At 74.4% G+C, this 18,425-nt stretch carries 16 protein-coding genes and 1 riboswitch; of the genes, 4 read left to right on the forward strand and 12 right to left on the reverse strand.

Annotated features, from left to right (window positions below; genetic code table 11):
• Positions 1-21: 21 nt before the first annotated feature.
• The 3 genes from Q6350_RS14460 to Q6350_RS14470 are packed head-to-tail and all read right to left on the reverse strand — an operon-like array spanning position 22 to position 3,114.
• On the reverse strand, positions 22-1,431 hold the full coding sequence (locus tag Q6350_RS14460; RefSeq protein WP_305066555.1) for a UTP--glucose-1-phosphate uridylyltransferase: 1,410 nt from the start codon (positions 1,429-1,431) through the stop codon (positions 22-24).
• 57 nt (positions 1,432-1,488) lie between these two features.
• Positions 1,489-2,109 (reverse strand): L-threonylcarbamoyladenylate synthase, encoded by a 621-nt coding sequence (locus tag Q6350_RS14465; protein WP_304603922.1) that lies wholly within the window; start codon positions 2,107-2,109, stop codon positions 1,489-1,491.
• Between the two features lie 9 nt (positions 2,110-2,118).
• Positions 2,119-3,114, reverse strand: a complete 996-nt coding sequence (locus Q6350_RS14470; protein ID WP_304603923.1) for a threonine/serine dehydratase — start codon at positions 3,112-3,114, stop codon at positions 2,119-2,121.
• A 95-nt stretch (positions 3,115-3,209) separates the two neighbouring features.
• Between Q6350_RS14470 and Q6350_RS14475 the strand changes: the two genes are divergently transcribed.
• Complete coding sequence (locus tag Q6350_RS14475; RefSeq protein ID WP_304603924.1) at positions 3,210-4,166, forward strand: LysR family transcriptional regulator; 957 nt, start codon at positions 3,210-3,212, stop codon at positions 4,164-4,166.
• Positions 4,167-4,175: 9 nt separating this feature from the next.
• On the opposite strand, the gene Q6350_RS14480 is transcribed toward Q6350_RS14475, so the two are convergent.
• A complete protein-coding gene (locus tag Q6350_RS14480; RefSeq protein ID WP_304603925.1) occupies positions 4,176-6,002 on the reverse strand; it encodes an ABC transporter ATP-binding protein in 1,827 nt (608 codons plus the stop codon).
• Positions 5,999-7,861: an ABC transporter ATP-binding protein gene (locus Q6350_RS14485; protein WP_305066556.1), complete on the reverse strand. Its 1,863-nt coding sequence runs from the start codon at positions 7,859-7,861 to the stop codon at positions 5,999-6,001. The genes Q6350_RS14480 and Q6350_RS14485 overlap by 4 nt, the downstream gene beginning before the upstream one ends.
• A 70-nt stretch (positions 7,862-7,931) precedes the next feature.
• On the opposite strand from Q6350_RS14485, the gene Q6350_RS14490 reads away from it, so the two are divergent.
• The gene (locus Q6350_RS14490) at positions 7,932-8,573 is read left to right on the forward strand and encodes a class I SAM-dependent methyltransferase (RefSeq protein WP_304603927.1); all 642 of its coding nucleotides are present in this window, start codon (positions 7,932-7,934) and stop codon (positions 8,571-8,573) included.
• Here the strand turns inward: Q6350_RS14490 and thiD are convergent.
• The 6 genes from thiD to Q6350_RS14520 form a co-directional block, all read right to left on the reverse strand.
• Positions 8,549-9,475, reverse strand: a complete 927-nt coding sequence (gene thiD, locus Q6350_RS14495; protein WP_369810862.1) for a bifunctional hydroxymethylpyrimidine kinase/phosphomethylpyrimidine kinase — start codon at positions 9,473-9,475, stop codon at positions 8,549-8,551. The genes Q6350_RS14490 and thiD overlap by 25 nt on opposite strands.
• Positions 9,467-9,562: riboswitch (TPP riboswitch) on the reverse strand. Its footprint overlaps the gene before it by 9 nt.
• 86 nt (positions 9,563-9,648) lie before the next feature.
• Positions 9,649-10,653 carry a hemolysin family protein gene (locus tag Q6350_RS14500; protein ID WP_304603928.1) on the reverse strand — a complete coding sequence of 335 codons (1,005 nt, stop codon included), beginning with the start codon at positions 10,651-10,653 and terminating at the stop codon, positions 9,649-9,651.
• Positions 10,650-12,077, reverse strand: a complete 1,428-nt coding sequence (locus Q6350_RS14505; RefSeq protein ID WP_304603929.1) for a hemolysin family protein — start codon at positions 12,075-12,077, stop codon at positions 10,650-10,652. The genes Q6350_RS14500 and Q6350_RS14505 overlap by 4 nt, the downstream gene beginning before the upstream one ends.
• 170 nt (positions 12,078-12,247) lie before the next feature.
• Positions 12,248-14,680, reverse strand: a complete 2,433-nt coding sequence (locus Q6350_RS14510; RefSeq protein WP_304607696.1) for a glycoside hydrolase family 3 protein — start codon at positions 14,678-14,680, stop codon at positions 12,248-12,250.
• A 119-nt stretch (positions 14,681-14,799) separates the two neighbouring features.
• Positions 14,800-15,228, reverse strand: coding sequence for an organic hydroperoxide resistance protein (locus Q6350_RS14515; RefSeq protein WP_369810863.1), 429 nt, complete (start codon positions 15,226-15,228; stop codon positions 14,800-14,802).
• Positions 15,229-15,263: 35 nt separating this feature from the next.
• Entirely contained in the window at positions 15,264-15,719 is a 456-nt protein-coding gene (locus Q6350_RS14520; RefSeq protein WP_304603931.1) for a MarR family winged helix-turn-helix transcriptional regulator, read from the reverse strand.
• A 107-nt stretch (positions 15,720-15,826) separates the two neighbouring features.
• On the opposite strand from Q6350_RS14520, the gene Q6350_RS14525 reads away from it, so the two are divergent.
• Positions 15,827-16,096: an acylphosphatase gene (locus Q6350_RS14525; RefSeq protein WP_171245754.1), complete on the forward strand. Its 270-nt coding sequence runs from the start codon at positions 15,827-15,829 to the stop codon at positions 16,094-16,096.
• 17 nt (positions 16,097-16,113) lie between these two features.
• Here Q6350_RS14525 and Q6350_RS14530 read toward each other — a convergent pair whose 3' ends face one another.
• The gene (locus Q6350_RS14530; protein ID WP_304603932.1) at positions 16,114-17,454 is read right to left on the reverse strand and encodes an amidohydrolase; all 1,341 of its coding nucleotides are present in this window, start codon (positions 17,452-17,454) and stop codon (positions 16,114-16,116) included.
• A 120-nt stretch (positions 17,455-17,574) separates the two neighbouring features.
• Between Q6350_RS14530 and Q6350_RS14535 the strand changes: the two genes are divergently transcribed.
• Positions 17,575-18,423, forward strand: coding sequence for an LLM class F420-dependent oxidoreductase (locus Q6350_RS14535; RefSeq protein WP_305066559.1), 849 nt, complete (start codon positions 17,575-17,577; stop codon positions 18,421-18,423).
• Positions 18,424-18,425 lie beyond the last annotated feature (2 nt).

Below are 18,425 nucleotides of genomic sequence, written 5' to 3' on the forward strand. Positions count from 1 at the left end.
CCGGCGCCGGGCCGCCCCGGGTCAGGCCTGCACGCCGTCCGCGGTGATCGTCGCCCCGTCGGGGACGGTGCCCGCGTCGCCGTCCGGTTCCGGCAGCATCGCGTCGCCCACGACGGTGACGTCCGCACCGAACGTCCAGTCGCCGGCCACGGCGAGGCCGTCGGCGCCGCGCAGCGACGGCGGCCCGGCGGCGAAGCGCTCGTCGAACGCGCCGATCGTCTTGTAGGTCTTCGAGAGCTGGACCAGGGGCGCGGGGACCGTGGCCTCCAGGCGGAAGTCGTCGGTGAGGTCGTACACGTCCGAGCGCAGCAGCAGCAGGTCGTTGGTGGTCTTCACCGGCAGGAACCGCTCCCGGCCGACCTCGATGGCGGTGGCGCCGTCGAAGACCGCGACCGCCGCGCCCATCGCCGACTCGATCTGGACCACCTCGGGAGAGTCGCCGTCGGTGGGGTCGACCGTCTTGGCGTTGCGGATCAGCGGCAGCTCGAGCACTCCCCCGGTCCGGTCCAGCTCGGCGGCCAGCGACTCCAGGTCGAACCACAGGTTGTTGGTGTGGAAGTACCGGTGGCGCGACGCGTCGAGGAAGGCGTCCATGTCGTCCGGGTGCGTCTGCGCGGTCTCGCGCTGGATGATCCGGCCGTCGGAGCGGCGCACCACCAGCTGACCCCCCTTGACGTCGGCCGGTGTCTTCAGGCACATCTCGGCCGCGTACGGGGCGCCCGACCGGGCGAACCACGCAGCGATCTCCCCGTCGGGCGTCGCCCCGAGGTTGTCGGAGTTGGACACCGACGCGTACCGGAAGCCCGCCTCGAGCAGGGCGTGGACCACGCCGCCGGCGTGCAGCGCCGGGTACAGGTCGCCGTGCCCCGGCGGGCACCACTCCATCGCCGGGTCGGCGGGCCACTCCACCGGCTCGAGCGTGTCGGCCCGCAGCTTCGGCTCACGGTTCTGCAGGAAGTCGAGCGGCAGGCCGTCGACGGCGAGGTCGCCGTAGGGAGCCAGCGCCGCGAGCGTGTCGTCCTGTGTCCGGAAGGAGTTCATGAGCACCAGCGGCAGCCGTGCGCCCGTGGCCCGCCGGGCGGCTCGCACCTGGCCGACGATGACGTCGAGGAAGCTCATCGAGCGTCCCTCCGCGTCGCGACGGACCTCCAGCAGGGACTTGGCGCGGTCCATGCCCATCGAGGTGCCGAGACCCCCGTTCAGCTTGATGATCGCGGTGCGACCCAGCGCCTCGGCGGCCTCCTGCGGCGTCACGTCGAGGTCGGCGTGGCGGGTCAGGTCGGTCAACGGCTCGACGTCGTCCTCGCGGACGAGACCCGTGGCGCCCTCCTCCAGCAGCCGGTAGAACCGGGTGAAGGTGTCGATCGCGGCGGTGGCCACACCCGCCGCGCGCATCTTGTCCTGTGCCAGCTGGAGTCCACGATCGCTCATGCCAGGAACCCTAGCCGCCAGGGGCGCCGAGCGCGTGGGCGGGTCGTGGTGGGGTCCTCACAGGAAGGGGTCGGGATCCCCCGCGCCCTCGCGGACGACCTCCGGCGTCGGGCCGGAGAAGTCCACCACCGTCGTGGGAGCGGCGGTCACCTCACCGGACTCGACGACGAGATCGACGTCACTGTCCAGCTCCTCGGCGACCTGCCATCCCTCGGTCATGGCCTCCTCCTCGCCCGGCAGGATGAGCGTCGAGCTGAGCAGCGGCTCGCCGAGCTCGCGCAGGATCTCCTGCACCAGCCGCGAGTCGGGGATGCGCACCCCCACGGTCTTCTTCTTGGGGTGCGCGAGCCGCCGGGGCACCTCCGACGTCGCCGGGAGCACGAAGGTGTAGGGACCGGGCGTGGCGGCCTTGATCGCCCGGAACTCGGCGGTGTCGAGACGGACGAGCTGGCCCATCTGGGCGAAGTCGGAGCACACGAGCGTGAAGTGGTGCTTGGCGTCCAGACGCCGGATACGCCGGATCCGCTCCGCGCCGTCGTGCTGCCCGATGCGGCAGCCGAGCGCGTAGCCGGAGTCGGTCGGGTAGGCGATGAGCGCCCCGTCCCGCAGGGCGTCCACGACCTGCCGGACCAGTCGCGGCTGCGGGTCCACCGGATGGATGTCGACGATGCGCGCCATCGGGCCAGGTTACGCCGCGGCACCGGCCGCGTCGCACGTCAACGCGCGCAGCAGCTCCTCCTCGCGCGCGTTGCCCCCGCTGCACACCACCCCCACGCGCCGTCCGGCGAACCGGTCGGGAAAGGACAGCACCGCGGCCAGCGCCGCGGCGCCCGCGCCCTCGGCGACCGTGCGCGCCGCGGTGAGGTAGGCGTGCTGGGCCTCGGTGATCGCCTCGTCGTCCACGAGCAGGAAGTCGGCCAGGTGCCGGAGCAGCACCGTCTGGGTCAGGGCGAAGCCGCACCCGACCGCCAGCCCCTCGGCGCGGGTCCTCACGGGCCGGGTCCGCAACGCACCGGACCGCCAGGAGTCGTGCGCGGCCGGGGCGGCGGACGACTGCACGCCGACGACCTCGACGTGCGGCGCGAGCGCCGCCGTGACCAGGCAGGCGGCCGCGGCACCCGAGCCGCCGCCGACCGGCACGACGAGCGTGTCCAGGTCGGGCGCCTGCTCCAACAGCTCGACGGTCGCCGTGGCGACCCCGGCCACGAGCTCCGGCTCGTCCCCCGCGCTGACGAGCCGTGCCCCGCGCCGGTCCGCGATGCTCCGGGCGTGCACGGCGGCCTCGCCGAGGTCCGCACCGTGCAGGACGACCTCGGCACCTCGGTCGCGCACGGCGCGTTCCTTGACCGGGTTGGGGTCCCGCGGCATCACGATCGTGCACGGCACGCCCGCCGCGGCGGAGGCGTAGGCCAGCGCCTGGGCGTGGTTGCCGGTGGAGTAGGCCACGACGCCGTGCTCGATCCCGCGACCTCGACGCACGAGGTTGAGGGCGCCGCGCACCTTGAAGGCACCGGTGTGCTGCAGGTTCTCGTGCTTGACGACGACGGACGTCCCCGCCGACCCACGGGCCCGGACACGCCGGTCGAGCTCGGGGTAGGCGGTGGTCGGCGTCGTCACCACGAGCCCCTCGAGCCGCTGCCGCGCGGCCCGCACGTCGTCGATGGTCGGCGGTGCTGGTGCCATGTGCACCATCGTCCGCCGCACCGTCCCATCGGTCCAATGCCTGTCTTCGCAGCTTTGGATCGCAACCATCGATGAATCACTCGTAGGCTGGTGGCATGACGGACGTCCCTCCTCCCCCGGCACAGCTCGACCTGACCCGGCTCCGGGTGCTGGCCGCCGTCGCCCGCACGGGTTCGGTGACCGCGGCCGCCCGGGACCTGCACTACGCCCAGCCCTCGGTGAGCCACCACCTGGCCCGGCTGGAGGCGGAGGCGGGCCTGCCCCTGCTGGAACGCGTCGGCCGCGGCGTCCGCCTCACCGAGGCGGGCCAGCTCCTGGCGGATCGCGCGGAGGAGATCATCGCCCGCGTCGAGGGCGCCCAGCGCGAGCTGGACGCCCTGGCCGGGCTGCGGGCCGGACGCGCGCGCCTGGCCGCCTTCCCGTCCGCCCTCGCCACGCTCGTGCCCGAGGCGGTCAGCAGGCTCCGCGAGGCCCACCCGGGCCTCGGCGTCAGTCTCGTCGAGGCGGAGCCACCGGAGGCCGTCGCCGCGCTGCGCGCCGGTGAGGTGGACGTGGCACTCGTGTTCGAGCACCAGGACATCACCGGCGAGCGCTCGGTCCAGGACCCGTCGCCGTTCACCGCGACACCGGTGCTCGACGACCAGGTCCACCTCGTCACGCGCACGGCGGACGGCGGAGCCCCCGCCCCCGAGGGCCCCGCCGACGGGTGGACGCCGCTGCGCCCGTTCGCGGACGCCGCGTGGATCGCCGGCTGCGAGCGCTGCCGCGCCGACCTGGTCGCACGGTGCGCCGTCGCCGGCTACGCGCCCCGGATCGCGTTCGAGACCGACGACTACGTCGCGGTGCAGGCGCTGGTCGCCGCCGGGGCGGGGGTCAGCCTGCTGCCGGGTCTGGCGCTGCGCGCCCACCGCCACCCGGACGTCGACACGGCGGTGCTGCCGGGAGCGCGCCGCGCCGTCCGCGCCCTGACCGTCGGCGAGCCGTCGCCGCCGGTGCGGGCGCTGGTGGACCAGCTCGTCGCGATCGGGGCGTCCGCACCCGCCCCGGCCTGACCTGCCGTCTCAGGCCACGGAGTCGCGCCACGCGGCCTGCATCGCCGCGTAGCGTCCGCCGGCGGCCACCAGGTCCGCCGGTGCGCCGTCCTCCAGGACGCGACCGTGCTCGAGCACGAGCACCCGGTCGGCGATGTCCACCGTGGAGAGCCGGTGGGCGATGATGATCGCGGTCCGGTCGGCCAGAAGGGTCTGCAGGCCACGCTGCACCAGCCGCTCGCCCGGGATGTCGAGCGAGCTGGTCGCCTCGTCGAGGACCAGCACCGCGGGGTCCGCGAGGAAGGCCCGCGCGAAGCTGAGCAGCTGGCGCTGCCCGGACGACACGCGGCCGCCGCGCTTGTTGACGTCGGTGTCGTAGCCCTCGGGCAGGCTCGTCACGAACTCGTGCACACCGACGGCGCGTGCCGCGGCCTCGACCTCCGCGTCGGTGGCGTCCGGCCTCCCCAGGGCGATGTTCTCCCGCACCGACCCGCTGAACAGGTAGGCCTCCTGGGTGACCATGACGACGGCACGGCGCAGGTCAGTGCCGGAGACGTCGCGGACGTCCACGCCGTCCAGCAGCACCCGTCCCGCGCTGGCGTCGTAGAACCGCGTGACGAGCTTGGCGAGGGTGGACTTGCCGGCACCGGTGGACCCGACCAGGGCGACGGTCTGACCGGCCGGGATCGTCAGGTCCAGCCGGGGCAGCACCACCGGGCCGTCCCCGTAGCCGAAGGTGACGTCCTGCAGGCGGATCTCGCCGCGCGGTGACGGCAGGGGTGTGGGGTCGGACGGCTCGACGACGGTGGGTTCCTCGGCGAGCAGGCCGGACACCTTCTCGAGCGCGGCGACGGCCGACTGCAGCGCGTTGTAGAACATGCCGAGCTGCTGGATGGGCTGGAAGAACCGCTTCACGTACAGCAGGACGGCGACGAGCGCGCCGACGTCCAGGGAGCCCTCGACCACGCGCCATCCGCCGTAGGCGAGGGCGGCGGCGACCGTCAGGTTCCCGATGAGCACCAGTCCCGGCTGGTACCGGCCGTTGACCCCGAAGATCCGCAGGTTCGCGTCGCGGTACTGCTCGCCGAGCCGGCCGTACTCGGCGTCGTCGGTGGCCTCCCTGCGGAAGGCCTGGACCGCGCGCATGCCGGTCATGGTCTCGACGAACTTCACGATCAGCCGTGCCGAGGCGGTGCGCTGCTCGCGGTAGGACTGCTGCGAGCGGCGCTGGAACCAGCGCGTCAGGAGCCAGGCCGGCACGAGGGCCGCCAGGAGCACCAGCCCCGAGCGCCAGTCGACGTAGAAGAGCGCGCCGGCGGTGAAGACCATGAGCATCAGCGACGAGACCACGCCGGTCAGCCCGCCGTCGAACAGCTCGCGCAACGCCTCCAGGTCGGAGGTCTGGCGGCTGATCACCCGGCCCGACGTGTACGACTCGTGGAACTCCAGGGAGAGCCGCTGGGTGTGCCGGAAGACGCGGCGGCGCAGCTCGAGCAGGACGCTCTGGGCGACCCGGGCCGCGGCACGCACGTAGGCGCCCGCGCACAGCCCGCCGAGCACGGCCGCCAGCACGTAGATGCCGCCGACGAGGACCAGCCGGGTCGGGTCGCCCTCGCGCAGGGCGGGCAGCGCCGTGTCGATCGCGGCCTGGACCAGCAACGGCCCGGAGACCTGGGCCAGCGTGCTGATCACCACGAGCGCGCCGGCCCCGGCGAGCGCCCCGGCGCGGGGGCGCAGGAGCTGGCCGAGCAGGTGCAGCGAGCGGCGCCGCACGGCCCGGGAGGTGCCCCGGTCGAGGTCGGTGGCGTCGTCGGCCCGCGCGTCGGTGGGGCGCAGACGTCCGGTGGCCGCGGTCATCGCGCCTCCTGGGTCACGTCGGTCTCGTGCTCGTGGGCCACCCAGTCCTCCTCGAGCGAGGCGACGACGTAGCGGTAGTGGGGGTCGCGGGCGAGCAGCTCGCGGTGGGTGCCCACCGCGCTGATGCGGCCGCCGGACAGGACGGCGACCCGGTCCGCGAGCGCGACCGTCGAGGGACGGTGGGCGATGACGAGGCTCGTGGTGCCCGCCAGCACCTCGCGCAGCCCGCGGGTGACGGCCTCCTCGGTGGTGACGTCGAGTGCGGACAGCGGGTCGTCCAGGACGAGGACGCGGGGCCGGGCCGCGATGGCGCGGGCCAGGGCCAGGCGTTGCCGCTGCCCGCCCGACAGCGACAGGCCCTCCTCGCCGATCCGGGTGTCGACACCCTGGGGCAGGTCGTGGACGAACCCGGCCCGGGCGACGTCGAGGGAGCTGTGCAGCAGCCCCTCCCGCTCAGGCGCGGGCAGGGAGTCGTCGACACCGAGCAGGACGTTCTCGCGGACGGTGGTGGAGAACAGCGTCGGCTCCTCGAAGGCGACGGCGACCGCGCGACGCAGGTCGTGGCGACGCAGGTCGCGCACGTCGATGCCGTCGAGGCGGACGGACCCGGTGGTCACGTCGTGGAGACGGGGCAGGAGCATCGCCAGCGTCGACTTGCCGGAGCCCGTGAGCCCGACGAGCGCGGTCGTGGTGCCGGCCGGCAGGTCGAGGTCGACGCCGTCCAGGACCGGGGGCTCGTCGGCCTCGTGGCGGAAGGTCACGTCACGCAGCGTGACGTCACCGCGCACGGTGCCGAGCTCACGGGGCTCGGCGGGGTCCGTCAGCGGGTTCGCGGTCTCGACGACCTCGAAGAAGCGGTCGACGGCGGTCCGCGCGTTCAGCGTCATGGACAGGGTCATGCCGAGGTCGACGACGGGACCGTTGATGACGGCGGCGGTGAGGAAGAAGGCGGCCAGGGCCCCGACGGTGAGCTGCCCCTCGGCGGCCGACCAGACGCCGAGGACGAGGCAGACCGCCAGGGTGGCCTCGGGGATGAGGTGCAGGGCGGTGGTGACCGTCGCCTGGTTGCCGGCCTTGCGGATCTCGGTGCGACGCAGCTGCTCGGCCTGTCCCGTGAAGGACTCCAGGGCGTCGCCCCCGCGCCCGAAGGCCTTGAGCACCCGGATGCCGTGCACGGACTCCTCGACGGTGTTGGCGAGGTCGCCGGACTGGTCCTGGGACGTCCGGGCGATGACGCGGTACCGGCGCGAGAAGCGGTAGGCGATGACGACGACGGGGACCGCGCCGACGAGGTAGACGAGCCCCAGCCATCCCGCCGTGGCGACCAGCACGGCGATGCCGACGACGACGGTGATCGTGCTGACCACCAGCTGCAGGAGCCCGAAGACCAGCCAGCGGCGCAGCAGCCCCAGGTCGGTCATGGAGCGGCTGAGCAGCTGGCCACCGGCCCACCGGTCGTGGAAGGAGGCGGGCAGCTGGAGCAGGTGACGGAACAGCGTGGTGCGCAGCGCCGCCTCGACCCGCGTGCCGGGGTACATCACGAGCGTGCGGCGCAGGAGGATCAGTCCGGCCTCCAGCAGCCCGAGGGCGAGCACGGCCAGCGTGGGCCACAGCAGCGCCGCAGGGTCGCCGGCCGCCGCGCCGGCGGCCAACGGACCCTCGACGAGCACCTGCAGCACGCGCGGGATCGCGAGGGCCGCCAGGCTGGCACCGAGCGCCGCGACCAGCCCGGCGACGAGGCGCGGCAGCGCGGGACGGACGGTGGGCAGCAACCGGCGCAGGGAGGCGAGGGTGCTCAGGTCGGACCCCGCCGGGACGGACGGGCTGGCGGGGCGGTCGGCGCGCGCGGTGGGGGGCATCGAATCGATTCTCGCACCACCCACCGACACGGTTGCTCCGGGCACTCCGGTGCGGGCCTACCCTGGGCCCGTGGTCCGCTTCGACGACGAGCACTGGGACGCCTACAACGCCCGGCAGGGCACGCGGCCGGTCCGTGACCTGTGCCGACGGCTCCTCGGCCACGCCGGTCCCGGCGCGGGCCGGCTCGCGCTGGACGTGGGGGCCGGCGCCGGGGTCGAGACAGCGGCGCTGGTGAGCCACGGGTGGCGGGTGCTGGCGATCGACCCGGCGCCGTCGACGGTCGCCCGGGTCACGGCGGCGGTGCCGCCCGGGCACCGGCACGCGCTCCGGGTCCGACGGGTCGGCGTCGGTGCCGCGCTGCCGCTGCCCGGCCTCGACCTGGTGCACGCCTCCTTCGCCCTGCCGTTCGTGCCCCCGGAGGAGTTCCCGGACGTCTGGCACGGCCTGCGGTCCGCGCTGCGCCCGGGCGGCTGGTGCGGGGTCACGTTCTTCGGCCCACGGGACCAGTGGGCCTGCGCACCGGGTCTCGCCGACCGGCTGACGTTCCACGACCGCGCCGCGGTCGACGAGGTGTTCGCCGGGTGGGAGACGGTCGAGGTCACCGAGCACGAGTCCGACGGCACCTCCTTCGGCGGCCCGAAGCACTGGCACACGATCGAGGTCGTGGCCCGCCGACCGGCGTCCGGTCAGACGTCGACGGGCACGCGCTGAGCCACCGGACCCCATCCCCCGCCGACGGGTTCGGCCCCGGCGGCCACGACGACGTCGCGCAGGGCCGCGAAGTGGTCCACCGGCCCGCGCCCCCGGCCGACGCCGAGGTCACCGGCGCCGGTCAGGGCCGACGTCAGCCACGCCTTGGTGCCCATCAGCGCACGGCGCCAGTCCCCCTCGCGCACGTACCGCGTCGCCAGCCCGGAGGACAACGAGCAGCCGGTCCCGTGCGTGTGCCGGGTGCCCACGCGGACGCCGTCGACCTGCTGCACGTCACCGCCCGGCCCGACGAGCGCGTCCGGGGCCTGGTCACCGGCCAGGTGACCGCCCTTGACCAGGACACGGACCTGCCACCGCGCCGCCAGCCGCGCGCCCTGGGCGAGGGCCGCCGACCAGTCCCCGGCGCACGGTTCGCCGAGCAGCACGCCCAGCTCGGGCAGGTTCGGGGTGACCACGTCGCAGCGCGCCAGCAGGCCGCGGACGGCCTCCTCCCCCGCCGGGTCCAGGAGCCGGTCGCCCGAGGTGGCCACCATCACCGGGTCGAGCACCACCGGCACCGACGCGGGGGTACGGCGCAGCCAGTCGGCCAGGACCGCGGCGACCTCGGCGGTCGCCAGCATGCCGATCTTGACGGCGTCGACGGCCACGTCGTCCGACACCGCCGCGAGCTGCGCCGCCAGGAACTCCGGCGGCGGCACGTGCACGGCACGGACCCCGCACGTGTTCTGGGCGGTCAGCGCCGTCACGGCCGCCATGCCGTAGCCGCCGGCGGCACCGATCGACTTCAGGTCGGCCTGCACGCCGGCCCCGCCGGACGGGTCGGAACCCGCCACCGCGAGCACCCGCGGCACGGGACCGCGGGGGGTTGCGGTGACCGGCTGGTGCGGCGCGTTCGTCGTCATCGGCGACATCCCTTCGTCAGTGCGAGCTGCTTCAGGTTCGACGGGTGTGATCTCAGCGCCCCGACGGGCGCACCCCGTGTCGGTCCCTCACCGTAGTAGCCCCCGGCGCCGTGGGGCGACGGGGGCTACGGGGGCAGGGGCGCACCGGCGTGCCGACGAACGGTGGTGCCGGCTCAGGACCGCGGGATGACCTGGTCCAGCGCGTCCTCGAGGGAGACGACGCCGACCAGCAGGTCGCCGTCCATCACCACGGCGAGCTGCACGCTCTCGCGGCGCATGCCCGACAACGCCTCGTGGACCGGCATCCGGGGGCGCACCACGTAGGCCGGTCGGGCGAGGTCGCGGGCGAGGCGGTCGGAGGGCTCCAGCAGCGTGTCGCGCACGTGCACGATGCCGGGCGGGCCGTCACCGGTGTCGACGAGGATGCGCAGGTGGCCGCTGCGTCGGGCGGCCTCCTGCACGGCGGCCACGTCGGCGTCGGCGGGCACCGCCGTGGGTGCCGCCTCGGCGCTGACGAACGAGGACACCTCGCGCGTGCTCAGGTCGAGCGCACCGGCCAGCGGGCCGCTGAGCGCGTCGTCGAGCGCCCCCTCCTTCGTGGAGTGGTCGACCAGGTGACGGATCGTGTCGGCGTCCTGCCCCCCGACGGCCGCCCGGTCCACCGGTTCGACGCCGGTCGCGGCCACCAGCCTGTTCGCCATCCGGTTGATCCAGCCCAGCAGCGGCCGGAACACCCAGATGAACGCGCGTGCCGGGGGTGCGATGAGCATCGCCGAGCGCTCCGGGTGGGTGATCGCCCAGGACTTCGGCGCCATCTCCCCCAGGACCAGGTGCAGGAAGGTCACCACGAGCAGGGACAGCAGGAACGCGGCCGTGTCGGCGAGCCAGTACGGGGCGCCGACCGCCTCGAGCCCGGGGCCGAGCCAGGCGTCCAGGGCCGGCTTGGTCACGGCGCCCAGCGCGAAGGTGCAGGCGGTGATCCCGAGCTGGGCCCCCGCGAGCATGACGGTCAGCTCGTTGGTCGCCCGCAGCGCGGAGCGGGCCGCGCCGCTGGACGGCGCCATCTCCTCCAGCCGGTGCCGGCGCGCGCCGATCAGCGCGAACTCGATGATCACGAAGAAGCCGCTCGCCACGAGGAGCGCCGTCGTCACGGCCAGCACGATCCACGGGTTCGTCATCGCCGGTCCCCCTCGCTCTCGAGGTCGCCGCTCGCGACGTCCCCGTTCTCGTGCCCCTCGTCCTCGGCCGGTGCCTCGACCTCGTGCAAGGTCACCCGGAGCTGGGACGGGACGTAGCGGTCCACGGAGAGCACCTCGATGCTCAGCCGGCGCCGCACCTGCTCGTGCAGGGCGAGCTCGACCGCTTCGGTCGCGAGCTCGATGGTCACGGTCTCCCCGACCTCCGGCAGGTTGCCGTGCTCGGCGATCACCAGTCCGGACATCGTCTCGTAGTCGCCGCGGGGCAGATCGTGGTCGAGGACCCGCTCGGCCTCGTCCAGGTGGACGTCCCCGCCCATGCGCCAGGTCGCCTCGCCCTCCGGCTCGACGACCTCGGCCTGCTCGACGTCGTGCTCGTCGGTGATCTCCCCGGCCACCTCCTCGGCGAGGTCCTCCACGGTGAGGATGCCGGCGAACCCGCCGTACTCGTCGATGACGCAGGCCAGCTCGTCGCGGCGCGCCGTGAGCTCGGCGAGCGCGTCCGGCAGCAGCATGAGGGTCGGCAGGACGGTCGCCGGCTGCATGATGTCGCCGACCGGGGTGTCATGCGCCTCACCGGCGGCCAGCACGTCGAGCAGGTGCACGACACCGACCGGCTCGTCCTCGTCGGAGATCACCGGGTACCGCGTGTGGGCCTGCGCCATGGCGGCCCGGGCCTCGCCGACGGTGTCGTCGGGGTGCAGCGTGTCGACCCGGGCGCGCGGCACCATGGCGTGCTCGACGTCGCGCTGCGGGAAGTCGAGGATCCGGTCCAGCATCATCGACAGGTCCTCGGGCAGGTCACCGCTGTGGCGCGAGTCGGCGACGATGTGCTCCAGGTCGCGGGCGGTCGCGCTGGAGTCGACGTCGTCCACCGGCTCGATGCCCACCAGGCGCAGCAGCCCGTTCGCTGCGCGGTCGAACACCGTGATCAGCCAGCCGAAGGCGGCCAGGTAGATCCGGGTCGAGCGGGCGAGCCGCCGCGCCAACGGGTCGGGCGCGGCGATCGCGAGGTTCTTGGGGAACAGCTCGCCGAAGATCATCTGGGCCACGGTCGACAGCGCGAGCGCCCCGACGGTGCCGACCGCCACGCTCACGCCCGCCGGGACGCCGACGACGCCGAAGATCTCACCGAGGGACTCCCCGACGAGCGGTTCGGCCACGTACCCGATGAGCAGACCGGTCACGGTGATGCCCAGCTGGGCACCCGAGAGCATGAAGGACGTGCGCCGCGTGACCGCCAACGCGTCGGCGGCGCTGCGGTCCCCGGCCTCCGCCTGGGCGCCGAGCCGGGACCGGTCGACCGACATGTAGGCGAACTCCTGGGCGACGAAGTACCCGTTGAACGCGATGACGACGGCGATGACCACGATCCCGAGGAGCAGGGTGGCGACGGTGATCAGCACCGGTCACCCCCGGAGGGTCGGCACGACGGACGATGACGATGGTGCCCGTCTGCTGGACCAGCAGGGTTGTTCACGAGTTCTCTCACGCCTCCCAGCGGCTGTCGTCCCGGGATCGTATCCCGGGACGACAGGGTCGGCCACGCCGACGACGGCCGCTGCGCCGCTGCAGGTCAGCGGCCCGGGGACAGCCGCGGGTTCGACAGCGCCAGGCGCAGCACGTTGGCCGCGGTGCGCTGCAGCTCGCCGAGCGTGACGCCGTCGGCGGCCGCCAGGGAGGCCAGCAGCGACCCGTCCCCGTGCCGGTCGTCACGCCCCCACGCACCGGGCATGTGGACGTCCACCTGGGCGCGCACGCGGTAGGCGTCGTTGGTCACGGCCGGGAAGTCGGGGTCGACGGCCTCCCGCATCCACCAGTCGGTCATCACCGCGCCGTCGAAGCCCCACTCGCCGCGCAGGATCGTGGTGACCAGGTCGTGGTGGTAGTGACCCCAGACGCCGTTGATCTTGTTGTACGAGGTCATGAGGGTGCGCGGCGCCGACTCGGCGACGCAGATCTCGAACCCCCGCAGGTAGATCTCCCGCAGCGCCCGCTCCGAGACACGGGAGTCGTTGTACTCCCGGTTGTCCTCCTGGTTGTTGGCGGCGAAGTGCTTGGGGCAGGCCGCCAGCCCCTCGGACTGGATGCCGCGCACCGTGGCGGCCGCCATCCGGCCCGTGAGCAGCGGGTCCTCGGAGAAGTACTCGAAGTTGCGGCCGCAGAGCGGGTCGCGCTGGATGTTCATCCCCGGCGAGAGCAGGATGTCCGACCCCTTCGCCGCCATCTCGACGGCCAGCAGCGCGTTCAGCGTCGTGACCAGCTCGGGGTTCCAGGTCGAGGCCAGGGCGGTGCCGCTGGGCAGCAGCGCGGTGTGCGTGGCCAGGCGGATCCCGGCCGGACCGTCCGTCGTGGTCAGCGCCGGGACGCCCTTGGCCCGCAGGGACTCGACGGTGCCGGCGAGCGCGCCGGCGTTGCCCGGCGCGCCGAGGCTCGAGTCCATCGTGAAGTCGCCCCGCGACAGCGCTTCGAGCTCGTCGTCGTCGAGCTGGGCCACGAACTCGTCGAGCGACGCGTCCCCCGCGGCGACGTCGGCCAGCGTGACACCGCGGTCCCCGGTGCGCTCGACGGGCGCGGGCAGCGCACCGAGCACGCGGTCCCGACGCGAGACCGTCGCCTCCGGGACCGTCTCGCGTGCCGCCCGGACCTCACCGCCCTCCGTGCGGGCGACGACGCGTTCGAAGGCGTGCCCGGGTGCGACGGCGCCGGCCTCGGTGACCTGCCGCACCACCCGCAGCTCCGCGACGTGCGCACCGCCGCACGGCACGGCGGTGCGCACGTCGGTGCCCACGAGGACCTCGTAGCGGCCGGCCTCCAGGACGTAGGCCGACCGGTGGCCCGTCGCGCCGGTGTCGTCGTAGGCCGCCAGGTCGTCGAGGCGGAAACGCAGCTCGAGCGTCTCGGACTCGCCGGGCGCCAGCTCGCGGGTCTTGCCGAAGGCGGCCAGGTGCCGGGCCGGGCGGCCGAGGGCGCCCTGCGGGGCACGGACGTAGGCCTGGACGACCTCGGTGCCGCGGTGCACGCCGTGGGTGTTCGTGACGCGTGCTCGCACCACGACCTCGCCGTCGCGGGTGTCGACCTCCTCGGCGCGGACGTCGAAGCTCGCGTAGGTCAGGCCGTAGCCGAACGGGAACAGCACGTGCTCGGGGGCGAAGGTCTCGAACCATCGGTAGCCGACGTAGACGTCCTCGACGTACTCGTTGTGGTCGTGACCGCCGAAGTGTCCGGCGCTCGGGTAGCGGTCGTACGCGGTCGCGATCGTCGCGGTGAGCTTGCCCCCGGCGGGCACCGCACCGGTGAGCACGTCGGCCACGGCCCGCCCGGACTCCATGCCGCCCTGCCAGGCCAGCAGCACGGCGTCGAGGTCGTACTCCTGCGTCCAGGCCAGGTCGACCACGTTGCCCGTGTCGACGACGACCACGGTCCGCTCGAACGCCGCGCTGGCGTGGGAGAGCAGTGCCCGCTCGTCGGCGGTCAGGTAGTAGCCGCCCTCCTCGAGCGCCTGCTCGCGTGCCTCGCCCGCCGCGCGCCCGATGACGACGACGGCGGTGGAGGCGCGGTCGGCGGCCGCCGCGACCTCGTCCGCGGTCAGCGGCATCTCCGGGTGCGACCGCGGCCAGGTGCCCCAGGCCGGCTCCGGGTCGACCGGGTGGTCCGCGCACCAGGCCGCGTACCGCTCGGCCAGCGCCTCGTCCACCCGCAGGTCGGTCGCCTGCAGAGCGTCGATCAGGTTCCACGTGTACGGCGGGCGCACGTCGCCGCCGGAGCCGTAGCCCACCATGAAGTAGTCGCGCTGCACCCGGCCGAGGACCGCGATGGTAGCGCTCTCAGCCAGCGGGAGCGTCTCGTTCCGGTTCGTCAGCAGCACGATGCCCTCGGCCGCCGCGCGCCGGCACGTCTCCCCCATGCCCTCCGGGATCCACGTGTCCGTGGACTGCAGCTGTACCCGTCCCTGGGCGAGCTGGTCCGTGCTGTCGATCTGGCCGATACCTGCGCCTCGTTGATTCACCCGAACACTGTACGCGCCGCGTGCGAGCGCGGACGTCCGGGCCGTCCGGCGCACCGGACGTCCGCCCCGGCCGCCGGGGGCGGGTCCCGGACCGCTCCGGGACCCGCCCGCGGCGCGTGTCAGCCGTCGACGACGGAGACCGTCACGTCGATGTTCCCCCGGGTGGCGTTGGAGTAGGGGCACACCCTCTCCGCGGCGTCCGCGAGCGCCCGGGCGTCCTGCGCAGGCAGGTCGGGCACGACGACCTCGAGCTCGACGGCCAGGCCGAAGCCGCCGTCGCCGTCCGCCCCGATGTGCACGCGGGCGCCGACCGAGGTGTCGGTCAGGCGGATCTTCCGCTGCCTCGCGACGCTCTGCAGCGCCGAGTGGAAGCAGGCGGCGTACCCGGCGGCGAAGAGCTGCTCGGGGTTCGACCCGTCGCCCGAGCCGCCGAGGTCCTTCGGGACGGCCATGTCGAGGTCGACGCGGCCGTCGTCGGTGCGGACGCGGCCGTCGCGGCCGGCGCCGGTGGAGAGGGCTTCGGCGGTGTAGCCGATGTTCTGCAGCACGGAGCGTTCCCTTCGTTCGGACTCACCGCGCCCGGTCAGGCGTCGGCGTGCAGGGCCAGGTAGTCGTTGGCCTCGCGCAGCCGGGCGAGCAGGTCGCCCGCGGCGGCGCGGTCGGGCGGCAGGCGTTCGGCCAGGCAGCGCTGGACGTCGCCCAGCTCCCCGTGCAGGTCGTCCCCGGCCGCGGTCAGCGCGACCGTGACCACGCGTTCGTCGTCCCGGCTCCGCTCCCGGCGCACGACCCCCCGCGCCTCGAGCCGCTTGACCAGCGGGGACAACGTCCCCGAGTCCAGGTCCAGCAGCCGTCCGAGCTCGCCGACGGTGAGGGGCTCGCCGTGGTTCGCGCCGAGCATCTCGACGACGAGGTACTGGGTGTAGCTCAGTCGCCACGGGGCGAGGAGGTCGGCGTAGAGCCGCCCGATGCGTCGCTCGAGCGAGTACACGGCGAAGCACAGCAACGGGTCGAGGGCCTTCGAGGCGCCGACGTCTGGCATGCGTTCATGGTTGCACGCAATTCTATTGCGCACAACTGAGTATGGCCAACGGTCCCCGGAGAGCTCTCGTCAGGGCCGACGGCCCCGGTCAGGGCTACCGTGGAGACATGACCACCCGGCTGCGCGCCGTCGTCCACGGCAGGGTCCAGGGCGTCGGGTTCCGCGACGCCACGGCCCGGGTGGCCGAGCGCGCCGGGGTGGCCGGTCAGGTCGCCAACCTGCCCGACGGCACCGTCGAGGTCGAGCTGGAGGGCGACGAGGGCGCGGTCGGGTCCGTGGTGGAGTACCTGCACCACGGCCCGCCCGCCGCCGCCGTCTCGAGCGTGCGGGTCACGGACCTGGAGCCCCGCGGGGACACCGTCTTCCGGATCCGGTGACGCGCGGCCGTGACGCCTCAGTCGAAGTAGTGCGGGACGTCGATGGGCCCGCCCTGCGCGGCGAACTCGGCGTGCACCGACTCGCGCAACGAGGCGTCCCCCAGGTAGTCGAGCGCGGTGGCGGCCAGTCCCGCCGCGCCGTCGACCGCGGCCCGGACCGCGGCGGGGCCGCCGGCGGCCTCCGCGAACTCCACCGTGTGCAGCGCCACGTCGGGGTCCGCGACCTGGACGAGCGGGTGGATGCCGGGGATGCGGAAGCTGACGTTGCCGAAGTCGGTGGACGCCGCCAGCGTCTCGGACACCACGCCGCCGGGCAGCACGTCCCGGCCCCGCCGACGCTGCGCCGCGACCCACCGCCGGGTCAGGGCCTGGTTCGTGCGCACCGGCAGCGAGGGATGGGCGCCGTCGTCCCAGGCGATGTCGACCTCGGTGCCGGTCATGAGCGCGGCGCCGCGTGCGACGTCGTCGAGCCGCCGGGAGAGGTCGCGCAGGGTGTCCGGGTACTTCGAGCGGGCGTACAGGTGCATCACCGCCCGGTCCGGGACGATGCTCGGCCGGGTCCCGCCCTCGACGATCGTGGCGTGCACGCGGTCGACCGGCGGGAGCTGCTGCCGCAGCAGCCCGATGCCGGTGTAGGCGAGGTTGGCCGCGTCCAGGGCGTTGCGCCCCATGAAGGGCTGCGCCGAGGCGTGCGCGCTGCGTCCGGTGAACGTCCAGGTGAGCAGGCGGCGGCCGAGCCAGACCTGGTCGGCCACGTCCACGCCGTAGGGGTGCAGCATGATCGCGGCGTCCAGGTCCTCGAACGCGCCTGCCCGCGCCAGCACCTCCTTGCCGCTGTGCCCCTCCTCGGCGGGCGTGCCCAGCAGGACGACCCGCCCGGCCGGCGCGTCGGGCGCGGCCAGGGCCTCGTGCAGGGCCAGGAACGCGCCGACCGCGGCGGCCGCGATGACGTTGTGCCCGCAGGCGTGGCCGATGCCGGGCAGGGCGTCGTACTCCGCCAGGACCGCGATCGCCGGGCCGTCGGCGGGCCGCCCGGTCCCGGCGCGGAACGCCGTCTCGACGCCGTGCACGCCGGTGGCGGCCTCGACGCCGTGCCGGGCCAGGACCTCGACCAGCAGCCGTGCGCTGGCGTGCTCGGCGAACGCGGTCTCGGGGTGCGCGTGCAGGGTCCGGACGATCTCGGCGAGCTCCGGCTCCAGGGCCGAGGCCGCGGCCTCCGCCGCGGCGACCAGGGCCTCCGGGGCTCCCCCGGCGGCGGCCCCCGGGGGCCCGGCAGCCAGCGCCGCCTCCCGGCGGTCGTCGGTCTCGGCGGCGAGATGGTCGAGGTAGGCCGTGCTCGGCCGGTTCGGCGCTGGCATGCGGCCATCGTACGGAGGCGTCGGCCCGGTGCACGCGGCTACGCGCGGAGCCCGCCCCGCGTGCGGGGAGCCGGGCCGCGACCCGTCGCGCGCCCGGGTGCGCGCTGCCAGGATGACGGGATGCACCGTCGACTCGGCCTCAAGCTCACCCAGGACGCCCCGGTCACCGCGTTCGCGGACGTGTGGCGCACGGCCGACGACGCCGGGTTCGACCACGTGTGGGTGATGGACCACATCGCCTCCCTCGGCCCCGACCCGGGACGCCCCGTCTTCGACGCCTGGGCGATGCAGGCCGCGATGGCGACCCTGACCTCACGCGTGCGCATCGGCTGCATGGTCTCGGGCAACTCGTACCGGCACCCCGCGATGCTCGCCAAGCTCGCCACGACGGTCGACCACCTCTCGGGCGGGCGCCTGGAGTTCGGGATCGGCGCCGGGTGGAACGAGCGCGAGCACACCATGTACGGGCTGGACCTCGGGGACGTGGGCACCCGGATGGACCGCCTCGAGGAGGCGCTCGTCGTCATCCGCTCGCTGTGGGGGCGGCCGACCACGACGTTCCACGGCGAGCACTACCGCCTCACCGACGCCGTCGCCGAGCCGAAACCCCTGCAGCGGCCGCACCCGCCGATCTGGGTCGGCGGGTCCGGCCCCCGCCGCACGCTGCGGCTGGTGGCGCGGTACGCCGACGTGTGGAACGACACCGAGAGCAGCCCGGAGCGGATCGGTGAGCTCAGCGAGGTGCTGGCGCGGCACTGCGACGACGTGGGGCGCGACCCGGCCGAGATCCGTCGCACCGTCCAGCTGCGCCTGCGTCAGCACGACCTGGCGGACCTGCCGGCGCTCGTGGCGGCCTACGAGGCCGTCGGGGTCAGCGAGTTCGTCATCGTGCTGCCGTCCGACGGGGACGTGCGTCCGCACCTGGACGCCGTGGTCGACGCGCTCCCCCGGCTCCGGTCCGCCGGCTGACC

Source organism: Isoptericola sp. b515 (assembly GCF_030588125.1).
In the GTDB taxonomy this organism is placed as follows: domain Bacteria; phylum Actinomycetota; class Actinomycetes; order Actinomycetales; family Cellulomonadaceae; genus Isoptericola; species Isoptericola sediminis.